This window comes from Maritimibacter sp. UBA3975 (assembly GCF_002384975.1).
Classification (GTDB): domain Bacteria; phylum Pseudomonadota; class Alphaproteobacteria; order Rhodobacterales; family Rhodobacteraceae; genus Maritimibacter.
The window spans coordinates 266,026-284,102 of sequence record NZ_DGCP01000009.1 but is presented as its reverse complement, the minus strand read 5'-3'; the positions used below and the strand labels follow the sequence as shown (position 1 = coordinate 284,102).

Here is an 18,077-nt window from a genome sequence, read left to right as displayed (position 1 = left end):
GCGTCTCTTTCCCCTAGGTTTGTCAGTGTGAGAAATGGAAAGGCGTCAGACGGCGTCGTCGCCGGTTTCGCCGGTGCGGATACGGATTGTCTGCTCGATCGGCGAGACAAAGATCTTGCCGTCGCCGATCTTGTCGGTCTTGGCGGCGCTCACGATCGCTTCGATCGCGCTATCGACCTGATCGGAGGAAAGCACGACCTCGATTTTCACTTTCGGCAGGAAGTCGACGACATATTCAGCGCCCCGGTAGAGCTCGGTATGGCCTTTCTGGCGCCCGAACCCCTTGACCTCGATCACGGAGAGCCCCTGTACGCCGATTTCCTGAAGAGCTTCCTTCACCTCATCCAGCTTGAACGGCTTGATGATGGCTTCGATCTTTTTCATGGTTGTCCCCCCTCGGAAATCAGGTTCGAGGCCCACAGACCACTTCTCATCCGGGGCCACAATTGCATAGGGTTTCGGTAGCAGGAGCGTGGCCGGGATTCCAGCCGCTTCGCATAATATTTGTGCAAACTGCACGCGATCCGGGCGGTTTGCGAATAATCGAGGCAGAAACCATGTCCGAACTCGTCACAGCCGCCCAAATGCGCGCCATCGAAGAGGCCGCCATTTCCTCCGGTGCCGTCACCGGGCTCGACCTGATGGAGCGGGCCGGGCAGGGCGTGGTCGATGCGGTGCTGCAAGAATGGCCCGATCTCGCTGCGGGCGCACACAGGGCCGTGGTCCTGTGCGGGCCGGGCAACAACGGCGGCGACGGCTTCGTCATCGCACGCTTGCTGGCCGCGCGCGGCTGGTCGGTGGAGGTGTTTTTCTACGGCGACGCGGACAAGCTGCCGCCGGATGCGCGCACGAACTTCCTCCGTTGGGCCGACCTCGGTGTCATCCGCGATTTCCGGGCCGGGATGGTCGACCCCGATCACGGGCAACTCCACGAGGCACCGCACCGCGCCAGAAATGCCGCCTTCGAGGCAGCGGTTCACCCGGACACCGGATGCGCTCTCGTGGTCGATGCCTTGTTCGGCACCGGTCTCAGCCGGCCGATCCGCGATATCGCGTCCGAGACGCTCGGCGCCGCAAACGCGTTCGGATCCGCCCCGGCCCCGGTCCGCCGCGTTGCCGTCGACCTGCCCAGCGGTTTGTGCTCGGACAGCGGCAGGGTTTTGTCGGCAGAGCCGGAAGGCCGGCGCGATGGGACGGTGTTCACGGCGGATCTGACGGTGACCTTTCACGCCGCCAAAGTCGGCACGGTCCTCGCACGCGCGCCCGATCTGATCGGCAAACTGGTCGTCACCGACATCGGGCTGGCGCATGACGCGGGCGCGGCGAAAGACGTGGCGCGGACGGTGACCGCCCCGCTGCATCCCCTGAGCAAACTCAGCGACGGGCGCGGCAAATTCGGTCATGGCCATGCGCTCGTCCTGTCCGGCCCCTCCGCCAGGACGGGGGCCGCGCGGCTTGCGGCCCGCGCGGCGTTGCGGGTGGGGGCCGGATTGGTCACCCTCGCCGCCCCGCATGAGGCGCTGGCCGAAAACGCGGCACAGCTGACCGCCGTCATGCTGGCCGAGGCGGACGATGCGGCGGCGCTGGAGGGTCTGCTCACCGATCAGCGCCTCAACGCCTTGGCCCTTGGCCCCGGTCTCGGCCCGGACCACGCCCGCGACCTCCTGCCGACCGTGCTTGCCACCGGGCGGCCCACGGTGCTCGACGCCGATGCGCTCACGGCCATCGCGGGCGCGCCCGACGCGCTTTTCCCGCTTCTTCACGACAAATGTGTGCTTACCCCGCACGGCGGCGAGTTCGCGCGGCTCTTTCCGGACCTCTCGGATCGGCTCGGCGAGACCGCGGACCGGGGCCCCGCCTGGTCCAAGGTCGACGCCACCCGCGCGGCGGCCGCCCGCGCAGGCTGCACGGTCCTGTTCAAGGGCCCGGCCACCGTCGTCGCGGACCAGACGGGCCGCTGCCGCGTCAACGCGGCGCTTCATGACCGCGCCGCGCCCTGGCTCGCCACGGCCGGGTCTGGCGATGTGCTTACGGGGCTGATTGTCGGACTTCTGGCGCGGGGCTGGAATGTCCCGGCCGAGGCCGCCGCCACCGCCGCATGGCTCCACACCGAAGCTGCCCTCAGCTTCGGCCCCGGCCTCATCGCCGAGGACCTCCCCGAAGAACTCCCCAGAGTCCTCCGCGCTCTCGGCGTGTGATCTTTCCGGTCCAAAATATCCCGGGGAGCGCGAGGGGCAGCGCCCCTCGCTCGGGTCGCCCGCGCCAGCGGGCGAAACCCCTCAGCTCTTCATCTTGCAGGTGTTCACGCCGATCACCGAATAGATCGCGCACCAGCCGGTGATCGCGGTGAACAGCGCGATGACGCCCACCACCAGCAGCACCCAGCCCAGCACCGTCCCGATGTTCATGTAGAACAGGACGAGCGCGACGATCCCGATGACGCCCCGGACGATCCGGTCGGCGTTGCCTTCATTGGTCTTGAACATGATGATCTCCAGTCCATGCGTGTCAGATGGGCAGAGTCTATCCTCACCTTCACGATATTGCATGTGACGTGGTCACACAGCGGGACTGTCGATGAGCTTTTCCAGCGCGCGCGCATCCAGCACCCGGACGAGGCCCCGTTCATGGGCGATGATCCCGGCCCGGTCCAGCCGGTCGAGCCTGCGCGAGACGACCTCGCGCACCGAACCGATCGCGCGCGCCATCGCGGCCTGCGTCATCTCGACCACGCCATCCTCGGCCCGCTCGAGGAGGAGGGCAGCCAGCCGCGCCTCCACCCGCAGAAAGGACATTGTCTCGATCAACTGCATCATCGCCTGCATCCGCTCGGCGAACGCGGCGAAGACCACCTTGCGAAAGGCCGGGCTGCTGTCGACGAGTTCAAGAAAGACCGGTCGGGGGATCAGGACGAGCCGGGTGGCCTCGGTCGCCACCGCCTCGGCGGAATAGTCGTCGCCGCCCAGAAGCCCGAGGGTGGACTGGATGCAACTCTCGCCGGGCTGCACTTCGTAGAGCAGGATATCGCGCCCGTTCGGACCGACGAGGTGAACGCCGACATGACCGCTCAGCACGACCACATAGCCTTTCACCGTCTCGCCGGGTGAAAACAGAACGGCCCCGTTGGGCACATCCTGAGGGGTCAGGCGGGCGAGTGCGGTCCGGGCGGGCGGCTCCAGCGCCGCCAGTTCCTCGGCCGCATCGACCCAGCCCATCAGGTCATCCCCGCCCGCGCGCCTCGAACCGGGGCAGCATGGCCGAGAAATCCGTGCCCTTGCCGTCCTCGGCCTCCACGAACTGCGCGTAAAGCTCCATCGCGGCCTGCCCGATGGGCGTGTCCGCATCGGCACTTTCCGCCGCCTGCATCGCAAGGCGCAGGTCCTTGAGCATCAGGTCGCTCGCGAAGCCGGGCTTGTAGCCGTTGTCCGACGGGCTCTGCGGTCCCACGCCGGGGGCGGGGCAATAGGTGTTCATCGACCAGCTCGACCCGGACGAGGTGGACACCACGTCGAACATCGCCTGCCGGTCCAGCCCCAGCTTGTCGGCCAGTGCGAAGGCCTCACAGGTGACGATCATCGTCGCGCCGAGGATCATGTTGTTGCAGATCTTCGCGGCCTGACCGTTGCCCGAAGGGCCGCAATGCACGGCCTTCTGACCCATGATGTCGAAGAGCGGCTTGACCGTGTCGAACGCCTCTTGCGAGCCGCCTGCCATGAAGGTGAGCGTCCCGCCCGCGGCCCCGCCGACACCGCCCGACACCGGCGCGTCGATGGCCAGAAGCCCGGCCTCCATCGCCATGTCGGCCGCCGCGCGGGCGCTGTCCACGTCCACGGTCGAGCAATCGGCGTGGCACGCGCCCTTGTCCATCGCGGGGATGATCTCGGCGGCCACCTTCTTCAGGATCTCGCCGTTGGGCAGCATGGTGATGACCACCGCCGCACCCGTCGCGGCCCCGGCGGCGCTGTCGGCCTTGGACACGCCCTCCGGCATGGGCGCGGCCAGGTCGAACCCCGTCACCTCGTGGCCCGCCTTGGCGAGATTGGCGGCCATCGGCCCGCCCATGTTGCCCAGCCCGATAAATCCGATCTTCATGCTGTCCTCCCTCAGAGTGTAAGCGCCGCGTCACCCAGCGGCGCGCGCATCCGGGCGATGTCCGCCTCGGGCACCTCCTCGATGCTGGCATGGCGCCAGTTGGGGTTGCGGTCGCGGTCGATGATCTGCGCGCGGATGCCTTCGAGGAAATCCCCGTGCTCCATCGCGCGGTAGGTGTATTCGAACTCGTAGACCAGTACCTGCCGCACGCTCTCGGCGTTGCGTGCGCGGGCGATGTTGGCCAGCGTGCAATGTACCGAGAGCGGCGAAGCGCGGCGCAGCGCCTTGGCCGCGGCCTTGGCCGTCTCGCTCTCGCCCGCGTCGCATTTGGCGGCGATCTCGGTGGCAGTGCCGTCGAACAGCGTGTCGATCTCGGCCTGAACCTGTGCCAGCGGGCTTTCGGGCGCGGGTTGCGCGGCGGTGGCCACAAGGCCCGCGTCGCCTGACTCTTCCAACTGCGAGATCAGGTCGAGCCAGTATTCCCGCTCGATGTAATGATCGGCAAATCCCGCGTGGATCGCATCACCCGGCCCCATGCGCAGCGAGGTCGCGCCGAGGTATTCGCCCAGCTTGCCGGGCGCGCGGGCGAGGAGGTAGGTTCCCCCCACATCCGGCACGAGGCCGATCCCGGTCTCCGGCATGGCGACCTGGCTGGTCTCGCCCACGACCCGGATCCGGGCGTGCCCGCCCACACCCACGCCGCCACCCATGACGAAACCCTGCATGAAGGCGACGATGGGTTTGGGATATTCCGCGATCTTGGCGTTCATCCGGTATTCGTCGCGCCAGAAGGTGCGGCCGAATTCGTAATCACCCTCCAGCCCGCGCTCGTACATCGCCTGAATGTCGCCGCCCGCGCAGAACGCCTTGTCGCCCTCCGCGTCGATCACGATCAGCGACACGGCCTCGTCGTCGCGCCACGCATCCAGCGCCGCCTCGATGTCGAGGCACATCTGGTAACTCAGCGAATTCAAGGCCTTGGGCCGGGTCAGCGTGATGCGCCCTGCGCGCCCGACGGTGCGGATGGACAGTTCGGTCATTTCACCCCCGGTCCGCGAGCATCTGGCGGCTCACGATCAGCCGCATGATCTGGTTCGTGCCTTCGAGGATCTGGTGAACCCGCAGGTCACGCACGATCTTCTCGATCCCGTAATCGGCGAGGTAGCCGTAGCCGCCATGCATCTGAAGACACTCATTCGCCACGTCGAAGGCGACATCGGTCACATAAAGCTTGGCCATCGCGCAGAACTTGGTGGCATCGCGCGCCCCGGTGTCGAGCTTCCACGCCGCCTGCCGCAGGAAGGTGCGGGCCGATTGCAGCTTCACCTCCATCTCGGCCAGCGTGAACTGGAGCGCCTGGAACTGGTCGATGGGTTTGCCGAAGGCCTTGCGCTCGCCCATGTAGGCCAGCGTGGTGTCGAGCGCGGATTGCGCGCCGCCAAGGGCGCTGGCCGCGATGTTGAGCCGCCCGCCATCAAGCCCGGCCATCGCATAGGCGAAGCCGCGCCCTTCCTCGCCCATGAGGTTGTCATGGGGGATGCGGCAGTCGTCGAACTGCACCTGCGCGGTCGGTTGCGCGCGCCAGCCCATCTTGTCCTCGAGCCCGCCGAAAGACAGCCCCTCGGTCCCGTCCTCGATCACCATTGCCGAGATGCCCTTGGGGCTGTCGTCGCCCGTGCGCACCATCGTGAGGTAGGCGTCGGAATAGCCGCCGCCGGAGATGAAGGCCTTCGTGCCGTTCAAGACCCAGCTGTCGTTGGTCTTCTCCGCCTTGGTGCGCAGCGCGGCCGCGTCCGAGCCGGAGCCGGGCTCGGTCAGGCAGTAGGAGAACACCTTTTCCATCGACGTGAGGGCCGGCAGCCAGCGCGCCTTGTCCTCGTCCGTGCCGAACTTGTCGATCATGCCGCCGCACATGTTGTGGATCGACAGGAACGAGCCGACAGAGGGGCAGGACATTGCGAGCGCCTCGAAGATCAGCGTCGCGTCCAGACGGGTCAGGCCGGAGCCGCCCTGATCCTCGGAAACATAAATGCCGCCAAGGCCCAGCTCGGCCACCTTGGGCCAAAGCTCCTTGGGGATCGTCCCCTGCTTTTCCCAGTCCCGGGCATGCGGTGCGATATTGTCCTGGCCGAAGCCGAGGGCCATGTCGAAGATGGCCTCCTGCTCCTCGGAAAGCGCGAAATCCATCCTATCCTCCCCGACAGAAATGAACGTTGGTTCAGTTTCAGAATGGGTCAGGGGCCGGTGCGGCACAAGGGGCAATTCCTCAGATGGGATTTGCACGGATGCAAAGGGGTCCGCCGTTTGGCGCCCCGGCACCGGAATTTGCGCGGGTCCCGGCGGGCCGGGCAGGGCGCATCCGCGCCCCGTCGCCGCCATGCGTGACACCGGCCACGGCCCGCGCCTCACAGCCCGTCGCCGAACTCCCCGATCAGGGCCCGCACGACGTCTCTCAGCGCATCCTCGCGCGACGACCCCGCCTCCTGCGCGGCCTCGAACACCCGGCGCTGCCGGTCCGCCGATGTGCCGCGCGCGATGATGGCGCGCGCGGCTTGCAACTCGGTCCGGCACCCCAGCGCCTCGGCGTCCTCGTCCAGCAACTCGATCAGCTCTTCGATCAGGTCGCCCACCGGCACGATCTCACGCCGCCCGAAGTCGATCAGCCCCCGCGACGCGCCGTAGCGCTGCGCGAGCCAGCGGTTTTCCGAGATGAGGAAGTTGTCGTAGATCCGCCACCGCTGGTTGCGCCCCTTCATGCGCCACAGATACCGCGCGAGGCATTGCACCAGCGCCGCGATGGTGAGCGTCGTCTCGATCTCGGGCGACACATCGCAGATGCGCGTCTCGATGGTCGGGAACTTGGCGGACGGGCGCAGGTCCCACCAGATTTTCGAGGCATCCTCGATCAGGTCCAGCTCCACCAGCGCATCCACCGAGCGCTGAAACTCCGCCCAACTCCACAGCTTCGGCGGCAACCCGGTGCGCGGCAGGTTGTCGAAAACCGTGAGGCGATAGGATGCCAGACCCGTATCCTCGCCCTGCCAGAAGGGCGACGAGGCCGACAGCGCCAGGATATGCGGCAGGAAATAGGACAGCTGGTTCATCACGTCGATCCGGTCCTCGCGGTCCGGAATGCCCACATGCACATGCATCCCGCAGATCAGAAGCCGCCGCGCCACACCGCCCAGATCACGGCGCAGATCGTTGTAGCGTTCGCGGTCGGTGTGATGCTGCTCTTTCCAGTCGGAAAACGGGTGGCACGCGGCGGCGATCGGGGCGAGCCCGTGTTCGGCGGCGCATTTCGCCACGACCGACCGCAGGTGGCGCAGATCCTCGCGCGCCTCGGACACGCCGGCGCAGACATGGGTGCCGATCTCGATCTGGCATTGCAGGAACTCGGGGCTGACCTGATCGTCAAGCTCGTTGCTACAGGCCTCCATCAGCGCATCGGGCGCTTCCGCAAGGTCGCAGGTCTCGCGATCGACGAGCAGGTATTCCTCCTCGATCCCGATGCTGAACGGGGGTTCCGTGGCGGACATGTTAGGGCTCCCGCGTGGCTTTTCGTCAGAGTGCGACGGAACGCCGGGGCTGACAAGCGCCTCAGGCGGTGCCGAATATCTCGGAATGGACCCGCGCAGGCAGCCCCAGTAGCTCCAGGGCTTCCTCCTCGCTGCGCGCCGCCAGGAACCTAACCCCGTTCACCCGGTCCCATGTCCGGTTGACGAGGTTCGCGACGGTCCGGGTCATCTTGGTCGGCGCGACCGCGACCACCACGGTCGGATGCGCGGGGTCGTAAAGCCCCTCGGCCGTCATGGCCTGCATCGACATGATCTCGGCATAGTCGCGCTCCCAGTCGGTGACGCCCGAGAGGTCGATCAGGTGCTTCTGTCCGGGGCGGAAGTCGGGATGCCTGAGATAGGCACGAAACACGTCGACGCTCTCCTGCACCACCATGCGGCCGGTGTATTCCACATAGGTGAGGTTGATCTCGGGAAGGATTCGAAACTGAACCGGCATTGGATCTCCGTGCACGCAGGGCACAGAATACCCGCCGGTGCCGTTCGGTCCAGCCCCCTTGCCCCCCTGCTTTAGGTGGTCAGATAAGCCGGACTTGCGTGCCGATCTCGGCCAGCGCGAAGAGCTCTTCGATCTTTTCGTTGTACAGCCCGATGCAGCCGTCCGACGACCGCCGCCCGATCTTGCGCGTGTCGTGGGTGCCGTGGATCAGGTAGGCGGGCCAGCCCAGATACATCGCATGGGTGCCCAGCGGGTTTTCGGGACCGGCGGGCATCACGTCGGGCAGGTCCGGAAAACGCTCGTGCATGGAGGCGGTGGGCGTCCATGTCGGCCCCACCTTCTTGCGCACGATCTCGGTATAGCCGCGCTTGGTCAGATCGTCCGAGCGGGGCACCGAGGTCGGATACAGGCGATACGTCTCGCCGTCGCCGCCCCAGTAATGCAGCGCCTTGGACTGTGTGTCGCAGACGATGGCCCCGAGTCCCAGCGTATCGAAATGGTCGCGCCAGTCCATCGCGCGGAAGGACGACACGTTGCGGCGCGCGAACTCCGGCGCGGTCTCGTCGCTGGAATCGACGATCTGCGGCTCGGTTCCCTGCGCGCGCAGGATCGCGGGGGTGACGAGGGGGAGGGCGCTCGCGGCGGCGAGCAGCCGGCGACGGGTGAATGTCTGTGCCATTGTCTTGCCTGTCAGTTATCGTTTGGCCGACCCGTATCACAGCGCCCGCGCAGGACAACGCACCAAAGCGTGAGGACCTATGCGTTCAAGTGAATGTGACCGTCAGGCCACGCGCCTGATGTCACTGTCCGTCATGCTCAACGCGCTGAGCGCGGAAGCCACGGTGGTGTGCAGGGTGACGGAGACACGGGGCACGGCCTGCGTGAGGATTTGGAACACCTTGACCAGCGCGCGGGTCTGCATATCCGGGCTGACGATGCTGAAGGCATAGGCGTGTGCGGAGGACTTCGTGGTCCGCACCAGCGTCGGGACAAAGTTCTGCACGTCGCGAAACGACAGGTCGATGTCACGCACCGAAGTCAGATCCACGACGATCCGATAGGGGCTTTCACGCGGCGCATCGGCCAGGAACTCCGCGAATTGCTGCTGCATGTCGTCAAGCGACACGACCCCGTCACATCGCACATAGGCGCTTTCGGAAACGGGGGATCGGTAGATATGGATCGGCATCGCGCGCTCTCGTTGAAGTCGTGGGAACTCGTGAAAGCGGCCTGCCGGCCACGGGGTACGGAGAGGGCCAAACACGCGGCCCTCTCCGAAGTATTGCACGATCAGTCCATCGCTTTGAAGGCGAATTCGCCGCCGTCCTTGATGCCGGAGAACCAGCGTTCGGTGACTGTCTTGGTCCGGGTGTAGAACCGGAAGGCATCGGGGCCGTACTGGTTGAGATCGCCGAAGGCCGACTTCTTCCAGCCGCCGAAGGTGAAGTAGGACAGGGGCACCGGGATCGGGAAGTTGATGCCGACCATCCCCACGTTCACACGGGATGCGAAATCGCGCGCCGTGTCACCGTCGGAGGTGAAGATCGCCGTGCCGTTGCCGTACTGGTTCTTCATCACCAGATCGAGCGCCTCTTCGTAGTTGTCCTTGCGCACGGTCGACAGGACGGGTCCGAAGATCTCTTCCTTGTAGATGTCCATGTCCTCGGTGACGTTGTCGAACAGGGTCGGGCCGACATAGAAGCCGTCCTCGTACCCCTGAAGCGAGAAGCCGCGCCCGTCTGTGACGAGCGTCGCGCCGTCTTTCTCACCCGACGAGATCAGGCCCTCGATCCGCTCCTTGGCCTGCGAGGTGATGACCGGGCCGTAATCCACGTCCTTCTCCGAGGTGTAGGGGCCGACCTTCAGCGCCTCGACCTTGGGGGTGAGCTTTTCGATCAGCTTGTCGGCGGTGTCCTTGCCGACCGGCACCGCGACCGAAATCGCCATGCAGCGTTCGCCAGCCGCGCCGAAACCGGCACCCACCAGCGCGTCGGCGGCCTTGTCGAGGTCCGCGTCGGGCATGATGATCATGTGGTTCTTCGCACCACCGAAGCACTGCGCGCGCTTGCCGTTGTTGGCGGCACGGCCATAGATGTATTGCGCGATCGGGGTGGAGCCGACGAAACCGACGGCCTGCACCGTCTCGTTGTCGAGGATCGCGTCCACCACTTCCTTGTCGCCGTTCACGACCTGAAGCACGCCATCGGGCAGCCCGGCTTCCTTGAGCAGTTCGGCCAGCATCATCGACGTGGTCGGGCAGCGTTCGGAGGGCTTGAGGATCATCGCGTTGCCGGAGACGAGCGCGGGGCCCATCTTCCACAGCGGGATCATGGCCGGGAAGTTGAAGGGCGTGATGCCCGCAACGACGCCCAGCGGCTGACGCATGGAATACAGGTCGATGCCCGGCCCGCCGCTGTCCATGAACTCGCCCTTGAGCATGTTGGGCGCGCCCATGCAGACCTCGATCACCTCGAGCCCGCGCTGCACGTCGCCTGCGCCATCGGGCAGCGTCTTGCCATGCTCCCGGCTTACGCTCTCGGCCAGCTTGTCCATGTCGCGATTGATGAGACGGGCGAATTCCATCATCACCCGGGCCCGGCGCTGCGGGTTGGTCGCGGCCCAGGCTTTCTGCGCTTCGGCGGCTTTCGCCACGGCGGCGTCCAGCTCGGCCGCGCTCGACAGGGTCACCTTACCCTGAATTTCCCCGGTCGCGGGGTTGTAGATATCGCTCGTGCGGGACGAGGCGGAGGCCTCGGTCTTCCCGTTGATCCAGTTACCGACTTCGTACATCGAGAGTCCTCCTCTAATCCTGCGTCGACAATAGGCTTGCAAATTTGCGGCGGAAAGCGGCAACATTTCAAAACGTATTGCGAAAATGCGGGTGCGTTGGCGCGCCCGGCCCGGACGGGACACCGGGCACGCTGGGACTTGGGGGCAGTCATGGAACTCGACTGGGACGATCTGCGGATATTCCTCGCCGTGGCGCGGGGCGAAAGCCTGTCGGCGGCGGGCCGCGTGCTCAACCGCGACCCGGCCACGGTGGGCCGGCGCATCTCACGGCTTGAGGAGGTAACGGGCGCGCCGCTCTTCGCCCGCTCACCACAGGGCTACGGCCTGACCGACGCGGGCCAGCGCCTGTTGTCCCATGCCGAGGACGCCGAACAGGCCGTGACGCGCGGTGCCGAGGCGCTGGCGGGCACCACCGGCGGCCTGTCGGGACAGGTGCGCATCGGCGCGCCCGACGGCTGCGCAAACTTCGTTCTGCCGCAGGTCTGCGCGCAGATCGCCGCCGAACACCCCGAGATCGAGTTGCAGATCGTCGCGCTTCCCCGCGTCATCAACCTGTCCAAGCGCGAGGCCGACCTCGCCATCGCCGTCTCGCCACCCACCACGGGCCGTCTCACGGTGCAGAAGATCACCGACTACCACCTCCACCTCGTCGCGGCGCGGGTCTACCTCAAGGAACACGGGCCGATCGAGACGCGCGACGACCTCGCCGGTCACCCGGTCGTGGGCTACATCCCCGACATGATCTTCGACAAGGAACTCGACTACCTGTCCGAGATCGGGGCCGAGCGCGTCACGCTGGCCTCAAATTCCGTGTCGGTCCAGCTCGGTTTCCTGCGCGAAGGGGGCGGCGTCGGCATCGCCCATGACTTCGCGCTGCCCTTCGCGCGCAACCTGCGCAAGGTGCTGACCGACGAGGTCTCGCTCACCCGCAGCTTCTACCTCGTGCGCCACGCGGGCGACGCACGCATCGAACGGATGAGCCGGGTGGCCGACATGCTGATGTCGGGGCTGAAGGCCGAAGTCGCCCGTCTGGAAGGTCTTACTTGACAAGACGTTATGGCAAGAGCGACCTTTGAATTGCGCGAGCGAGTGCGCCAATACGGAGGAAGCCATGCTGGTCAGCCAGATTCTCAAGGACAAGGCAACACAGGGTGTCCTGACGGTCACCAAGGATACGTCCGTGGCGGATGCCGCCGCCTTGCTGTCCAAGGAGGGCGTTGGGGCCGTGATCGTCTCCGAGGACGGGGTTCATGTGCAGGGCATCGTCTCCGAGCGCGACGTCGTGCGTGAACTCGGCTCGCGCGGCACGGACTGCCTCAGGGACCCGGTGTCGGCCATCATGACCGAAAAGCTCATCGGATGTCTGCCGGGCGACCGCGCCATTTCCGTGCTCCAGAAGATGACCGAAGGGCGTTTTCGCCACATGCCGGTGATGGAGGGCGACGAAATGGTCGGCCTCGTCTCCATCGGTGACGTGGTCAAGGCACGGCTCGAGGAACTCAGCCAGCAGGCCGAGTCGCTCAAATCCATGATCATGGGCTACTGACCACCGGCGCACCGGCCCCATCCGCGCGCCCTGCCTGCCGAGCCCGAAACCCTGTGTTTGATCCGCCTTTTACGGCGCGGCCCGACCGCGCCCCACGGATCAAACGAGTCGGGGTTGCAATCCCCCGCGCAATATAGTTGCGTGCGACGGGGCAGAAGGAGAGCAGGCCATGCGCGTCGCGTTGTACCCGGGGACATTCGACCCCATCACCATCGGGCATATCGACATCATCAAGCGGGCCTGCCTCATGGTCGACCGGCTCGTGATCGGTGTCGCCATCAACCGCGACAAGGGACCGATGTTCTCGCTTGAAGAGCGTGTGGCGATGGTGGAGGCCGAATGTGCCGCCCTGTCCGAACAGACCGGGACCGAGATCGTCGCCCATCCGTTCGAGAACCTGCTCATCCACGCGGCCCACGACGTGGGCGCCTCGATCATCGTGCGCGGCCTGCGCGCCGTCACCGACTTCGAATACGAATACCAGATGGTCGGCATGAACCGGGCGCTCGACGACACGGTCGAGACCGTGTTCCTCATGGCGGACCTGAAGCACCAGGCGATCGCCTCGAAACTGGTCAAGGAAATCGCCCGGCTGAACGGGGACGTGTCGAAATTCGTCACCCGCGAAGTGCGCGATCAGCTTTACGCCAAACTCGGACGCAACTGATCAGCCATAGACGGCGCGGCGGGCGATGGTCTTGGCGTCGTAGGGGTTGAGGCCCAGATCCTCGATGGCGAGGTCGGTGGGCAGCGCGGCGATGGCGCGCCGCGTCCGATTGTAATGGGCGCGTTTCGCGAGCGCGGTCTTCATCTTGGTATAGGCAGTCATTGCAGCCTCCGGGGTTGATCGTTTCTCAACCCCGAAGATAGGAACGCCGCGCCGCAGCACAATTGACGGTTAGCGATAACCGCCATGTCGTGTCTGCAAGGCGGTTTCAGATGGCGGCGTCGACCGCGCGCACCGTCTCGACCGTGCGTTCGACCTGTGTGAGCGGCAGCATATGTCCCGCCCCCTCGACCAGCTCCAACTGGAAATGCGGATATTGGTCCGACATCTCCTCACCCTGTTTGCGGTAGTCGAGGATGCGGTCCTCGGTGCCGTAAAGGACACGGACCGGGCAGGTGATCTCGTCATACCGCTTGTATTGCTTCGAGATGACGCCGCCGACGGCCATGTAATCGCGTGAGGTGTTGAAGAAGCTGCGCGGGCGCAGGGACAGCAGCCCGCCACCCTTCACCGTGTAGCCCTCGGGCACCGGATCGGGGCCGAAGATCTCGGTCCGGGTCAGGTCGGCGTTCTTCGCGCTGGTCGGCACGGCGACCGTTTCGGCGACAAGACGGCGCAGCCACGGCGTTCGGATGCCCAGGGCGGCGAAGCTCTTGGCCTGCATCTGCGAGGGGCGCAGCAGCGGCGCGATCAGCGCGAGCCCGCCCACTTTCTCCGGCGCGCGCAGCGCCAGCGCCGAGGCTATGGCCCCGCCCAGCGAATGACCGAGGATGATCGGGCGCTCCAGCCCCAGCTGGTCGATCAGCTCCTCGACATAGCCCGCCTGGTCGTCGATTCGCGCCGAGGCCGCCTCGTCCCGCTCGGAATAGCCCATGCCGGGCCGGTCGATGGCGATCACGCGAAAGTCGCGCGACAGCGGCCCCGCCAGCGACATGGTGAGCGAACGCAACTGACCGCCAAGCCCGTGAATCATCACCACCGGCCGCCCGGAACCGCCGGTGTCGGTGTAGTGGAGCCGCCCGGTCGAGATCGCGGCGAACCGCCCGGCAGGGGGCACCGCCGCCTCGGCCTGCGCGGCAAGCTCGCGCGTGCGCTTCATCTGGCTCAGAAGCCAAAGCCCGACAGCCGCGCCGATGAGCGCGAGGACAATGAGTATGGTTTTCAGGATCATGGGGTCCTCCGTTTCGCGAAGGCTACCCGGCTCTCCCGGTCTGCAAAATGGTGTTTCGCAGAAGCTAACGCAACGTCGCCCGGCCAGCCCCACGACCGGCCGGGGTTTTGGGCGTTACAGCCGCTTGCCGATCTCGACCGCCGTGTCGAGCATCCGGTTCGAGAAGCCCCACTCGTTGTCATACCAGCTCAGGATGCGCACAAAGTTGCCGTCCATCACCTTGGTCTGGTCCAGCGCGAAGGTGGAGCTGTTGGGGTTGTGGTTGAAATCGACCGAGACGAGCGGCTTGTCGGTGTAACCCAGAACGCCCCTGAGCGGCCCGTCCGCCGCCGCGATGATCGCGTTGTTGATGTCGTCCACCGTCGCATCCCGGTCCAGCTCGATCGTCAGATCGACGCAGGAGACGTTGGGCGTCGGCACCCGGATCGCGACGCCGTCGAGCTTCCCGTTCAGTTCGGGCAGGACAAGCCCCACCGCCTTGGCCGCGCCGGTCGAGGTCGGGATCATGCTCATCGCCGCCGCACGGGCGCGGTAGAGATCCTTGTGCATCGTGTCCAGCGTCGGCTGGTCGCCGGTATAGCTGTGGATCGTGGTCATGAACCCGCGCTTGATGCCGAAGCTGTCTTGCAGAACCTTCGCGACGGGGGCGAGGCAGTTGGTCGTGCAGGACGCGTTCGAGACATGCACGTCCTCGCGCGTCAGCGTGTCGTGGTTCACGCCGTAAACGATGGTCTTGTCCGCACCCGACGAGGGGGCCGACACCAGAACGCGGCTCGCCCCGTTCTCTAGGTGGATCTTGGCCTTGTCGCCCGTGAAAATGCCGGTGCATTCCAGCACCACGTCCACGTCGCCCCACGGAAGCTCCTTGGGGTCGCGGATGGCCGTCACCTCGATCGGGCCGCTGCCCGCGTCGATGGTGTTGCCGTCGACCTTCACCTCGTTGGGGAATTTGCCGTGAACACTGTCGTATTGCAGCAGGTGCGCGTTCGTCTCGACCGGGCCGAGGTCGTTGATCGCGATCACCTCGATATCCGTGCGGCCCTGCTCATGGAGGGCGCGCAGCACGTTGCGACCGATACGGCCAAAACCGTTGATGGCGACTTTGAGGGTCATGGGGATCTCCTTGCTCGCGGAACTGGGGCTTGGAATTCTGGCAGAACGCTATCGTTTCGTTAACGCTAACATCAACATCTGCGTGAAAACTTCAAGGGGCACGCGTTCGCGATGCCCGCTTTTTCAGCGCCAGAAGGCGATCCAGTCGAGGAATTCGAACATTTCCTTGCCCAGAAAGACCGAAGCGCGACCGCCGTTCAGGATCAGGTCCCAGGCGATGCAGGCCACGATGATGAGAAACAGGATCAGGGCAAGACGGTTCGTCATGGCGGTGGTTGTGGCTCAAGGGGGGCAGGCGGGCAAGAAAAAAGCCCCGCCGAAGCAGGGCTCTTTCAAGACGTGCGATCAGGGGTCAGAGCCGGCCCATCGCCGCGGCCACATCGGCCATGCGCGCCGAAAAGCCCCACTCGTTGTCGTACCACGCCATCACGCGCACCGTGCGGCCCACGACGCGGGTCTGGTCGGGCGCGAAGATCGAGCTGTATTCGGTGTGGTTGAAATCGACCGACACTTTCGGCTCGGGATCATAGGCCAGCACGCGCTTCATGTTGCCCTCGGCAGCCTCGCGCATGACCTCGTTCACGTCCTCCACGGTCACGTCACGGCCCGCTTCGAAAGTGAGGTCGATGCAGGACACGTTCGGCGTCGGCACCCGCATTGCGGTTCCATCGAGCTTGCCGGCGAGTTCGGGGAGGACTTCGCCAAGCGCCTTCGCGGCACCCGTGGTGGTCGGGATCATCGCCATCGCCGCCGCACGGGCGCGATAGAGGTCGTCGTGGCGGCGGTCCAGCGTGGGCTGGTCGCCGGTATAGCTGTGGATCGTGGTCATCACGCCGCGTTCGATCCCGATCTTGTCGTTGAGCACCTTGGCCAGCGGGGCGAGCCCGTTGGTCGTGCAGGAGCCGTTCGAGATCATGTAATGGGACGAGGCGAGCTGTTCGTCGTTCACGCCGAACACGATGGTCTTCTGCACGTTCTTGGCGGGGGCGGAGATCAGAACCTTGCGCGCGCCGCGCTCGATGTGGCCCTTGGCCTTTTCGCCATCGTTGAACTTGCCGGTGCATTCCAGCACCACGTCGCAGCCGGACCAGTCGAGCGCGTCCATGTCGTAGGTCGACATCATTTCCATCGGGCCGCGCCCGATATCCATCGTGTTGCCGTTCACGCGGATCTCGTCGGGGTAGCGTCCGTGGATCGAGTCGTATTTCAGTAGATGCGCGGTGGTTTCCAGCGGGCCGGTGGCGTTGACCTTCACGACCTGGATATCGTTGCGGCCCGACTGCGCGATATGCGAAAGCGTGCAGCGCCCGATGCGCCCGAAGCCGTTGATGCCGACGGTGACGGTCATGTCAGAAACCCCTTTGCGGTCGTTCATGGTCCAGCGCTAGGTCCTGCGCTTTGTTGATCCTGTGGCTGGATATAGGGTGTGGGGCCGGTTCAGACCACCCGGATTTCACCTTCCATGCCAGCATGTTAGCGAAAACATGCGGCGCAGACATGGCGTTAGCGGAACCGTTAACGGTAACGATGTGTGCCGTCGTATGCCGAGGACGATGGAACCGGGGCAGGGATTCGCGGCTTGCGATCCGGAAGCGGTCCGATACTTTCGGACCCGAACGGCACAACGGGCAGGGACGACATGAGCGGGCTACTGGCACTTCTGGACGACGTCGCGGGGATCGCGAAGATCGCGGCCTCATCGGTGGACGACATTGCGGGACAGGCTTTCAAGGCCGGGTCCAAGGCCGCGGGCGCCGTGATCGACGATGCGGCGGTGACGCCCAAGTATCTCACCGGGTTCGATGCGAGCCGGGAGTTGCCCATCGTGGGCAAGATCGCGCTCGGGTCGATCCGCAACAAGCTCCTGATACTGCTGCCCGCCGGGCTTCTCCTGTCCAACTTCGCGCCGTGGGCGATCCCGCCGCTCCTCATGCTGGGCGGGTCGTATCTGTGTTTCGAAGGGGCCGAAAAGGTGTGGCACGCCCTCTTTCCCGGCGAACATGTCGTGCATGACCCCAAGGTTCACGAGAACCCTGACCCGGCGCATCTGGAACAGCAAAAGGTGCAGGGTGCGATCAAGACCGACTTCATCCTGTCTGCCGAGATCATGACCATCGCGCTCGCGGCGCTTCCGAAATCCACGCTGTGGATGGAGGCCGCCGCGCTCGCCGTCGTGGCCTTCGGCATCACGCTCGCCGTCTACGGCTCCGTCGCGCTGATCGTGAAGGCCGATGACGTGGGGCTTGCGATGGCGGCCAAGGGGCGGCTGGGCCTGACCCGCGCGTTCGGCCGGGGGCTCGTGAAAGCGATGCCGAAATTCATGAAGCTGCTGACCATCGTGGGCACTGCCGCGATGCTCTGGGTCGGTGGCAACATCATCGTCCACGGGCTGCACGAGATGGGGTGGCATGTGCCCTACGACTTCGTCCACGACAACGCGGTGGCGGTGGGGGCGATGGTCTCCGAAGGCTGGCGCGGCGCGGTCGAATGGATCGCCACGGCGGCGCAGGACGGTGTTCTCGGCCTCGTGCTGGGTGTCCTGCTGATCCCGGTCGCCACCCGCATCGTCGGCCCCGCTATCGCGGCTGTCACCGGCAAGAAAAGCGCGGCGCACTAGGGCG

Annotated in this window: 21 protein-coding genes; 5 read left to right on the top strand and 16 right to left on the bottom strand. The window is 65.7% G+C overall.

Annotation, left to right across the window (positions count from 1 at the left end; genetic code table 11):
• Positions 1–45: 45 nt before the first annotated feature.
• Entirely contained in the window at positions 46–384 is a 339-nt protein-coding gene (locus B2585_RS06360) for a P-II family nitrogen regulator (RefSeq protein WP_292021158.1), read from the bottom strand.
• 173 nt (positions 385–557) lie between these two features.
• On the opposite strand from B2585_RS06360, the gene B2585_RS06355 reads away from it, so the two are divergent.
• Positions 558–2,198 (top strand): NAD(P)H-hydrate dehydratase, encoded by a 1,641-nt coding sequence (locus tag B2585_RS06355; protein WP_292021156.1) that lies wholly within the window; start codon positions 558–560, stop codon positions 2,196–2,198.
• 81 nt (positions 2,199–2,279) lie between these two features.
• Here the strand turns inward: B2585_RS06355 and B2585_RS06350 are convergent, their stop codons facing one another.
• From B2585_RS06350 to B2585_RS06305, 10 genes are all read right to left on the bottom strand, one after another.
• Positions 2,280–2,486, bottom strand: a complete 207-nt coding sequence (locus B2585_RS06350; RefSeq protein ID WP_292021154.1) for a YgaP family membrane protein — start codon at positions 2,484–2,486, stop codon at positions 2,280–2,282.
• 72 nt (positions 2,487–2,558) lie between these two features.
• Positions 2,559–3,215, bottom strand: a complete 657-nt coding sequence (locus tag B2585_RS06345; RefSeq protein ID WP_292021152.1) for a Crp/Fnr family transcriptional regulator — start codon at positions 3,213–3,215, stop codon at positions 2,559–2,561.
• 4 nt (positions 3,216–3,219) lie between these two features.
• Positions 3,220–4,092, bottom strand: a complete 873-nt coding sequence (gene mmsB / locus B2585_RS06340; protein WP_292021150.1) for a 3-hydroxyisobutyrate dehydrogenase — start codon at positions 4,090–4,092, stop codon at positions 3,220–3,222.
• Between the two features lie 11 nt (positions 4,093–4,103).
• On the bottom strand, positions 4,104–5,132 hold the full coding sequence (locus B2585_RS06335; protein WP_292021148.1) for an enoyl-CoA hydratase/isomerase family protein: 1,029 nt from the start codon (positions 5,130–5,132) through the stop codon (positions 4,104–4,106).
• Position 5,133: 1 nt separating this feature from the next.
• Positions 5,134–6,279 carry an acyl-CoA dehydrogenase family protein gene (locus B2585_RS06330; RefSeq protein WP_292021146.1) on the bottom strand — a complete coding sequence of 382 codons (1,146 nt, stop codon included), beginning with the start codon at positions 6,277–6,279 and terminating at the stop codon, positions 5,134–5,136.
• A gap of 218 nt (positions 6,280–6,497) precedes the next feature.
• Positions 6,498–7,631 (bottom strand): carboxylate-amine ligase, encoded by a 1,134-nt coding sequence (locus B2585_RS06325; RefSeq protein WP_292021144.1) that lies wholly within the window; start codon positions 7,629–7,631, stop codon positions 6,498–6,500.
• 61 nt (positions 7,632–7,692) lie between these two features.
• A complete protein-coding gene (locus B2585_RS06320; RefSeq protein ID WP_292021142.1) occupies positions 7,693–8,109 on the bottom strand; it encodes a hypothetical protein in 417 nt (138 codons plus the stop codon).
• Positions 8,110–8,188: 79 nt separating this feature from the next.
• A complete protein-coding gene (locus B2585_RS06315; RefSeq protein WP_292021140.1) occupies positions 8,189–8,788 on the bottom strand; it encodes a L,D-transpeptidase in 600 nt (199 codons plus the stop codon).
• A 102-nt stretch (positions 8,789–8,890) separates the two neighbouring features.
• Complete coding sequence (locus tag B2585_RS06310; RefSeq protein ID WP_292021138.1) at positions 8,891–9,298, bottom strand: hypothetical protein; 408 nt, start codon at positions 9,296–9,298, stop codon at positions 8,891–8,893.
• Between the two features lie 101 nt (positions 9,299–9,399).
• Positions 9,400–10,899, bottom strand: coding sequence for a CoA-acylating methylmalonate-semialdehyde dehydrogenase (locus B2585_RS06305; protein ID WP_292021136.1), 1,500 nt, complete (start codon positions 10,897–10,899; stop codon positions 9,400–9,402).
• Between the two features lie 150 nt (positions 10,900–11,049).
• Between B2585_RS06305 and B2585_RS06300 the strand changes: the two genes are divergently transcribed.
• The 3 genes from B2585_RS06300 (at position 11,050) to coaD (ending at position 13,112) form a co-directional block, all read left to right on the top strand.
• Positions 11,050–11,946, top strand: coding sequence for a LysR family transcriptional regulator (locus B2585_RS06300; protein WP_292021135.1), 897 nt, complete (start codon positions 11,050–11,052; stop codon positions 11,944–11,946).
• 64 nt (positions 11,947–12,010) lie between these two features.
• The gene (locus B2585_RS06295) at positions 12,011–12,445 is read left to right on the top strand and encodes a CBS domain-containing protein (protein ID WP_292021133.1); all 435 of its coding nucleotides are present in this window, start codon (positions 12,011–12,013) and stop codon (positions 12,443–12,445) included.
• Between the two features lie 169 nt (positions 12,446–12,614).
• On the top strand, positions 12,615–13,112 hold the full coding sequence (gene coaD, locus B2585_RS06290; RefSeq protein WP_292021131.1) for a pantetheine-phosphate adenylyltransferase: 498 nt from the start codon (positions 12,615–12,617) through the stop codon (positions 13,110–13,112).
• On the opposite strand, the gene B2585_RS06285 is transcribed toward coaD, so the two are convergent.
• The 5 genes from B2585_RS06285 to gap (B2585_RS06265) all read right to left on the bottom strand — a co-directional run bounded on the left by B2585_RS06285 (position 13,113) and on the right by gap (B2585_RS06265) (position 16,804).
• Positions 13,113–13,274 (bottom strand): hypothetical protein, encoded by a 162-nt coding sequence (locus B2585_RS06285; protein WP_292021129.1) that lies wholly within the window; start codon positions 13,272–13,274, stop codon positions 13,113–13,115.
• A 106-nt stretch (positions 13,275–13,380) separates the two neighbouring features.
• Positions 13,381–14,343 carry an alpha/beta fold hydrolase gene (locus B2585_RS06280; RefSeq protein WP_292021127.1) on the bottom strand — a complete coding sequence of 321 codons (963 nt, stop codon included), beginning with the start codon at positions 14,341–14,343 and terminating at the stop codon, positions 13,381–13,383.
• 114 nt (positions 14,344–14,457) lie between these two features.
• Positions 14,458–15,456: a type I glyceraldehyde-3-phosphate dehydrogenase gene (gene gap / locus B2585_RS06275; RefSeq protein ID WP_292021125.1), complete on the bottom strand. Its 999-nt coding sequence runs from the start codon at positions 15,454–15,456 to the stop codon at positions 14,458–14,460.
• Between the two features lie 123 nt (positions 15,457–15,579).
• The gene (locus B2585_RS06270) at positions 15,580–15,723 is read right to left on the bottom strand and encodes a glyceraldehyde-3-phosphate dehydrogenase (RefSeq protein WP_292021123.1); all 144 of its coding nucleotides are present in this window, start codon (positions 15,721–15,723) and stop codon (positions 15,580–15,582) included.
• Positions 15,724–15,808: 85 nt separating this feature from the next.
• A complete protein-coding gene (gene gap, locus B2585_RS06265; RefSeq protein WP_292021120.1) occupies positions 15,809–16,804 on the bottom strand; it encodes a type I glyceraldehyde-3-phosphate dehydrogenase in 996 nt (331 codons plus the stop codon).
• Positions 16,805–17,095: 291 nt separating this feature from the next.
• Here gap (B2585_RS06265) and B2585_RS06260 point away from each other — a divergent pair, with 291 nt between their 5' ends.
• Positions 17,096–18,073 (top strand): DUF808 domain-containing protein, encoded by a 978-nt coding sequence (locus tag B2585_RS06260; RefSeq protein ID WP_292021119.1) that lies wholly within the window; start codon positions 17,096–17,098, stop codon positions 18,071–18,073.
• The last annotated feature ends 4 nt before the right edge of the window (positions 18,074–18,077 follow it).

What these genes read in the sequence shown, in the direction of transcription:
- B2585_RS06360 (WP_292021158.1), bottom strand. Translation starts at nt 384, where the DNA reads ATGAAAAAGATCGAAGCCATCATCAAGCCGTTCAAGCTGGATGAGGTG.
- B2585_RS06355 (WP_292021156.1), top strand. Translation starts at nt 558, where the DNA reads ATGTCCGAACTCGTCACAGCCGCCCAAATGCGCGCCATCGAAGAGGCC.
- B2585_RS06350 (WP_292021154.1), bottom strand. Translation starts at nt 2,486, where the DNA reads ATGTTCAAGACCAATGAAGGCAACGCCGACCGGATCGTCCGGGGCGTC.
- B2585_RS06345 (WP_292021152.1), bottom strand. Translation starts at nt 3,215, where the DNA reads ATGGGCTGGGTCGATGCGGCCGAGGAACTGGCGGCGCTGGAGCCGCCC.
- mmsB (WP_292021150.1), bottom strand. Translation starts at nt 4,092, where the DNA reads ATGAAGATCGGATTTATCGGGCTGGGCAACATGGGCGGGCCGATGGCC.
- B2585_RS06335 (WP_292021148.1), bottom strand. Translation starts at nt 5,132, where the DNA reads ATGACCGAACTGTCCATCCGCACCGTCGGGCGCGCAGGGCGCATCACG.
- B2585_RS06330 (WP_292021146.1), bottom strand. Translation starts at nt 6,279, where the DNA reads ATGGATTTCGCGCTTTCCGAGGAGCAGGAGGCCATCTTCGACATGGCC.
- B2585_RS06325 (WP_292021144.1), bottom strand. Translation starts at nt 7,631, where the DNA reads ATGTCCGCCACGGAACCCCCGTTCAGCATCGGGATCGAGGAGGAATAC.
- B2585_RS06320 (WP_292021142.1), bottom strand. Translation starts at nt 8,109, where the DNA reads ATGCCGGTTCAGTTTCGAATCCTTCCCGAGATCAACCTCACCTATGTG.
- B2585_RS06315 (WP_292021140.1), bottom strand. Translation starts at nt 8,788, where the DNA reads ATGGCACAGACATTCACCCGTCGCCGGCTGCTCGCCGCCGCGAGCGCC.
- B2585_RS06310 (WP_292021138.1), bottom strand. Translation starts at nt 9,298, where the DNA reads ATGCCGATCCATATCTACCGATCCCCCGTTTCCGAAAGCGCCTATGTG.
- B2585_RS06305 (WP_292021136.1), bottom strand. Translation starts at nt 10,899, where the DNA reads ATGTACGAAGTCGGTAACTGGATCAACGGGAAGACCGAGGCCTCCGCC.
- B2585_RS06300 (WP_292021135.1), top strand. Translation starts at nt 11,050, where the DNA reads ATGGAACTCGACTGGGACGATCTGCGGATATTCCTCGCCGTGGCGCGG.
- B2585_RS06295 (WP_292021133.1), top strand. Translation starts at nt 12,011, where the DNA reads ATGCTGGTCAGCCAGATTCTCAAGGACAAGGCAACACAGGGTGTCCTG.
- coaD (WP_292021131.1), top strand. Translation starts at nt 12,615, where the DNA reads ATGCGCGTCGCGTTGTACCCGGGGACATTCGACCCCATCACCATCGGG.
- B2585_RS06285 (WP_292021129.1), bottom strand. Translation starts at nt 13,274, where the DNA reads ATGACTGCCTATACCAAGATGAAGACCGCGCTCGCGAAACGCGCCCAT.
- B2585_RS06280 (WP_292021127.1), bottom strand. Translation starts at nt 14,343, where the DNA reads ATGATCCTGAAAACCATACTCATTGTCCTCGCGCTCATCGGCGCGGCT.
- gap (WP_292021125.1), bottom strand. Translation starts at nt 15,456, where the DNA reads ATGACCCTCAAAGTCGCCATCAACGGTTTTGGCCGTATCGGTCGCAAC.
- B2585_RS06270 (WP_292021123.1), bottom strand. Translation starts at nt 15,723, where the DNA reads ATGACGAACCGTCTTGCCCTGATCCTGTTTCTCATCATCGTGGCCTGC.
- gap (WP_292021120.1), bottom strand. Translation starts at nt 16,804, where the DNA reads ATGACCGTCACCGTCGGCATCAACGGCTTCGGGCGCATCGGGCGCTGC.
- B2585_RS06260 (WP_292021119.1), top strand. Translation starts at nt 17,096, where the DNA reads ATGAGCGGGCTACTGGCACTTCTGGACGACGTCGCGGGGATCGCGAAG.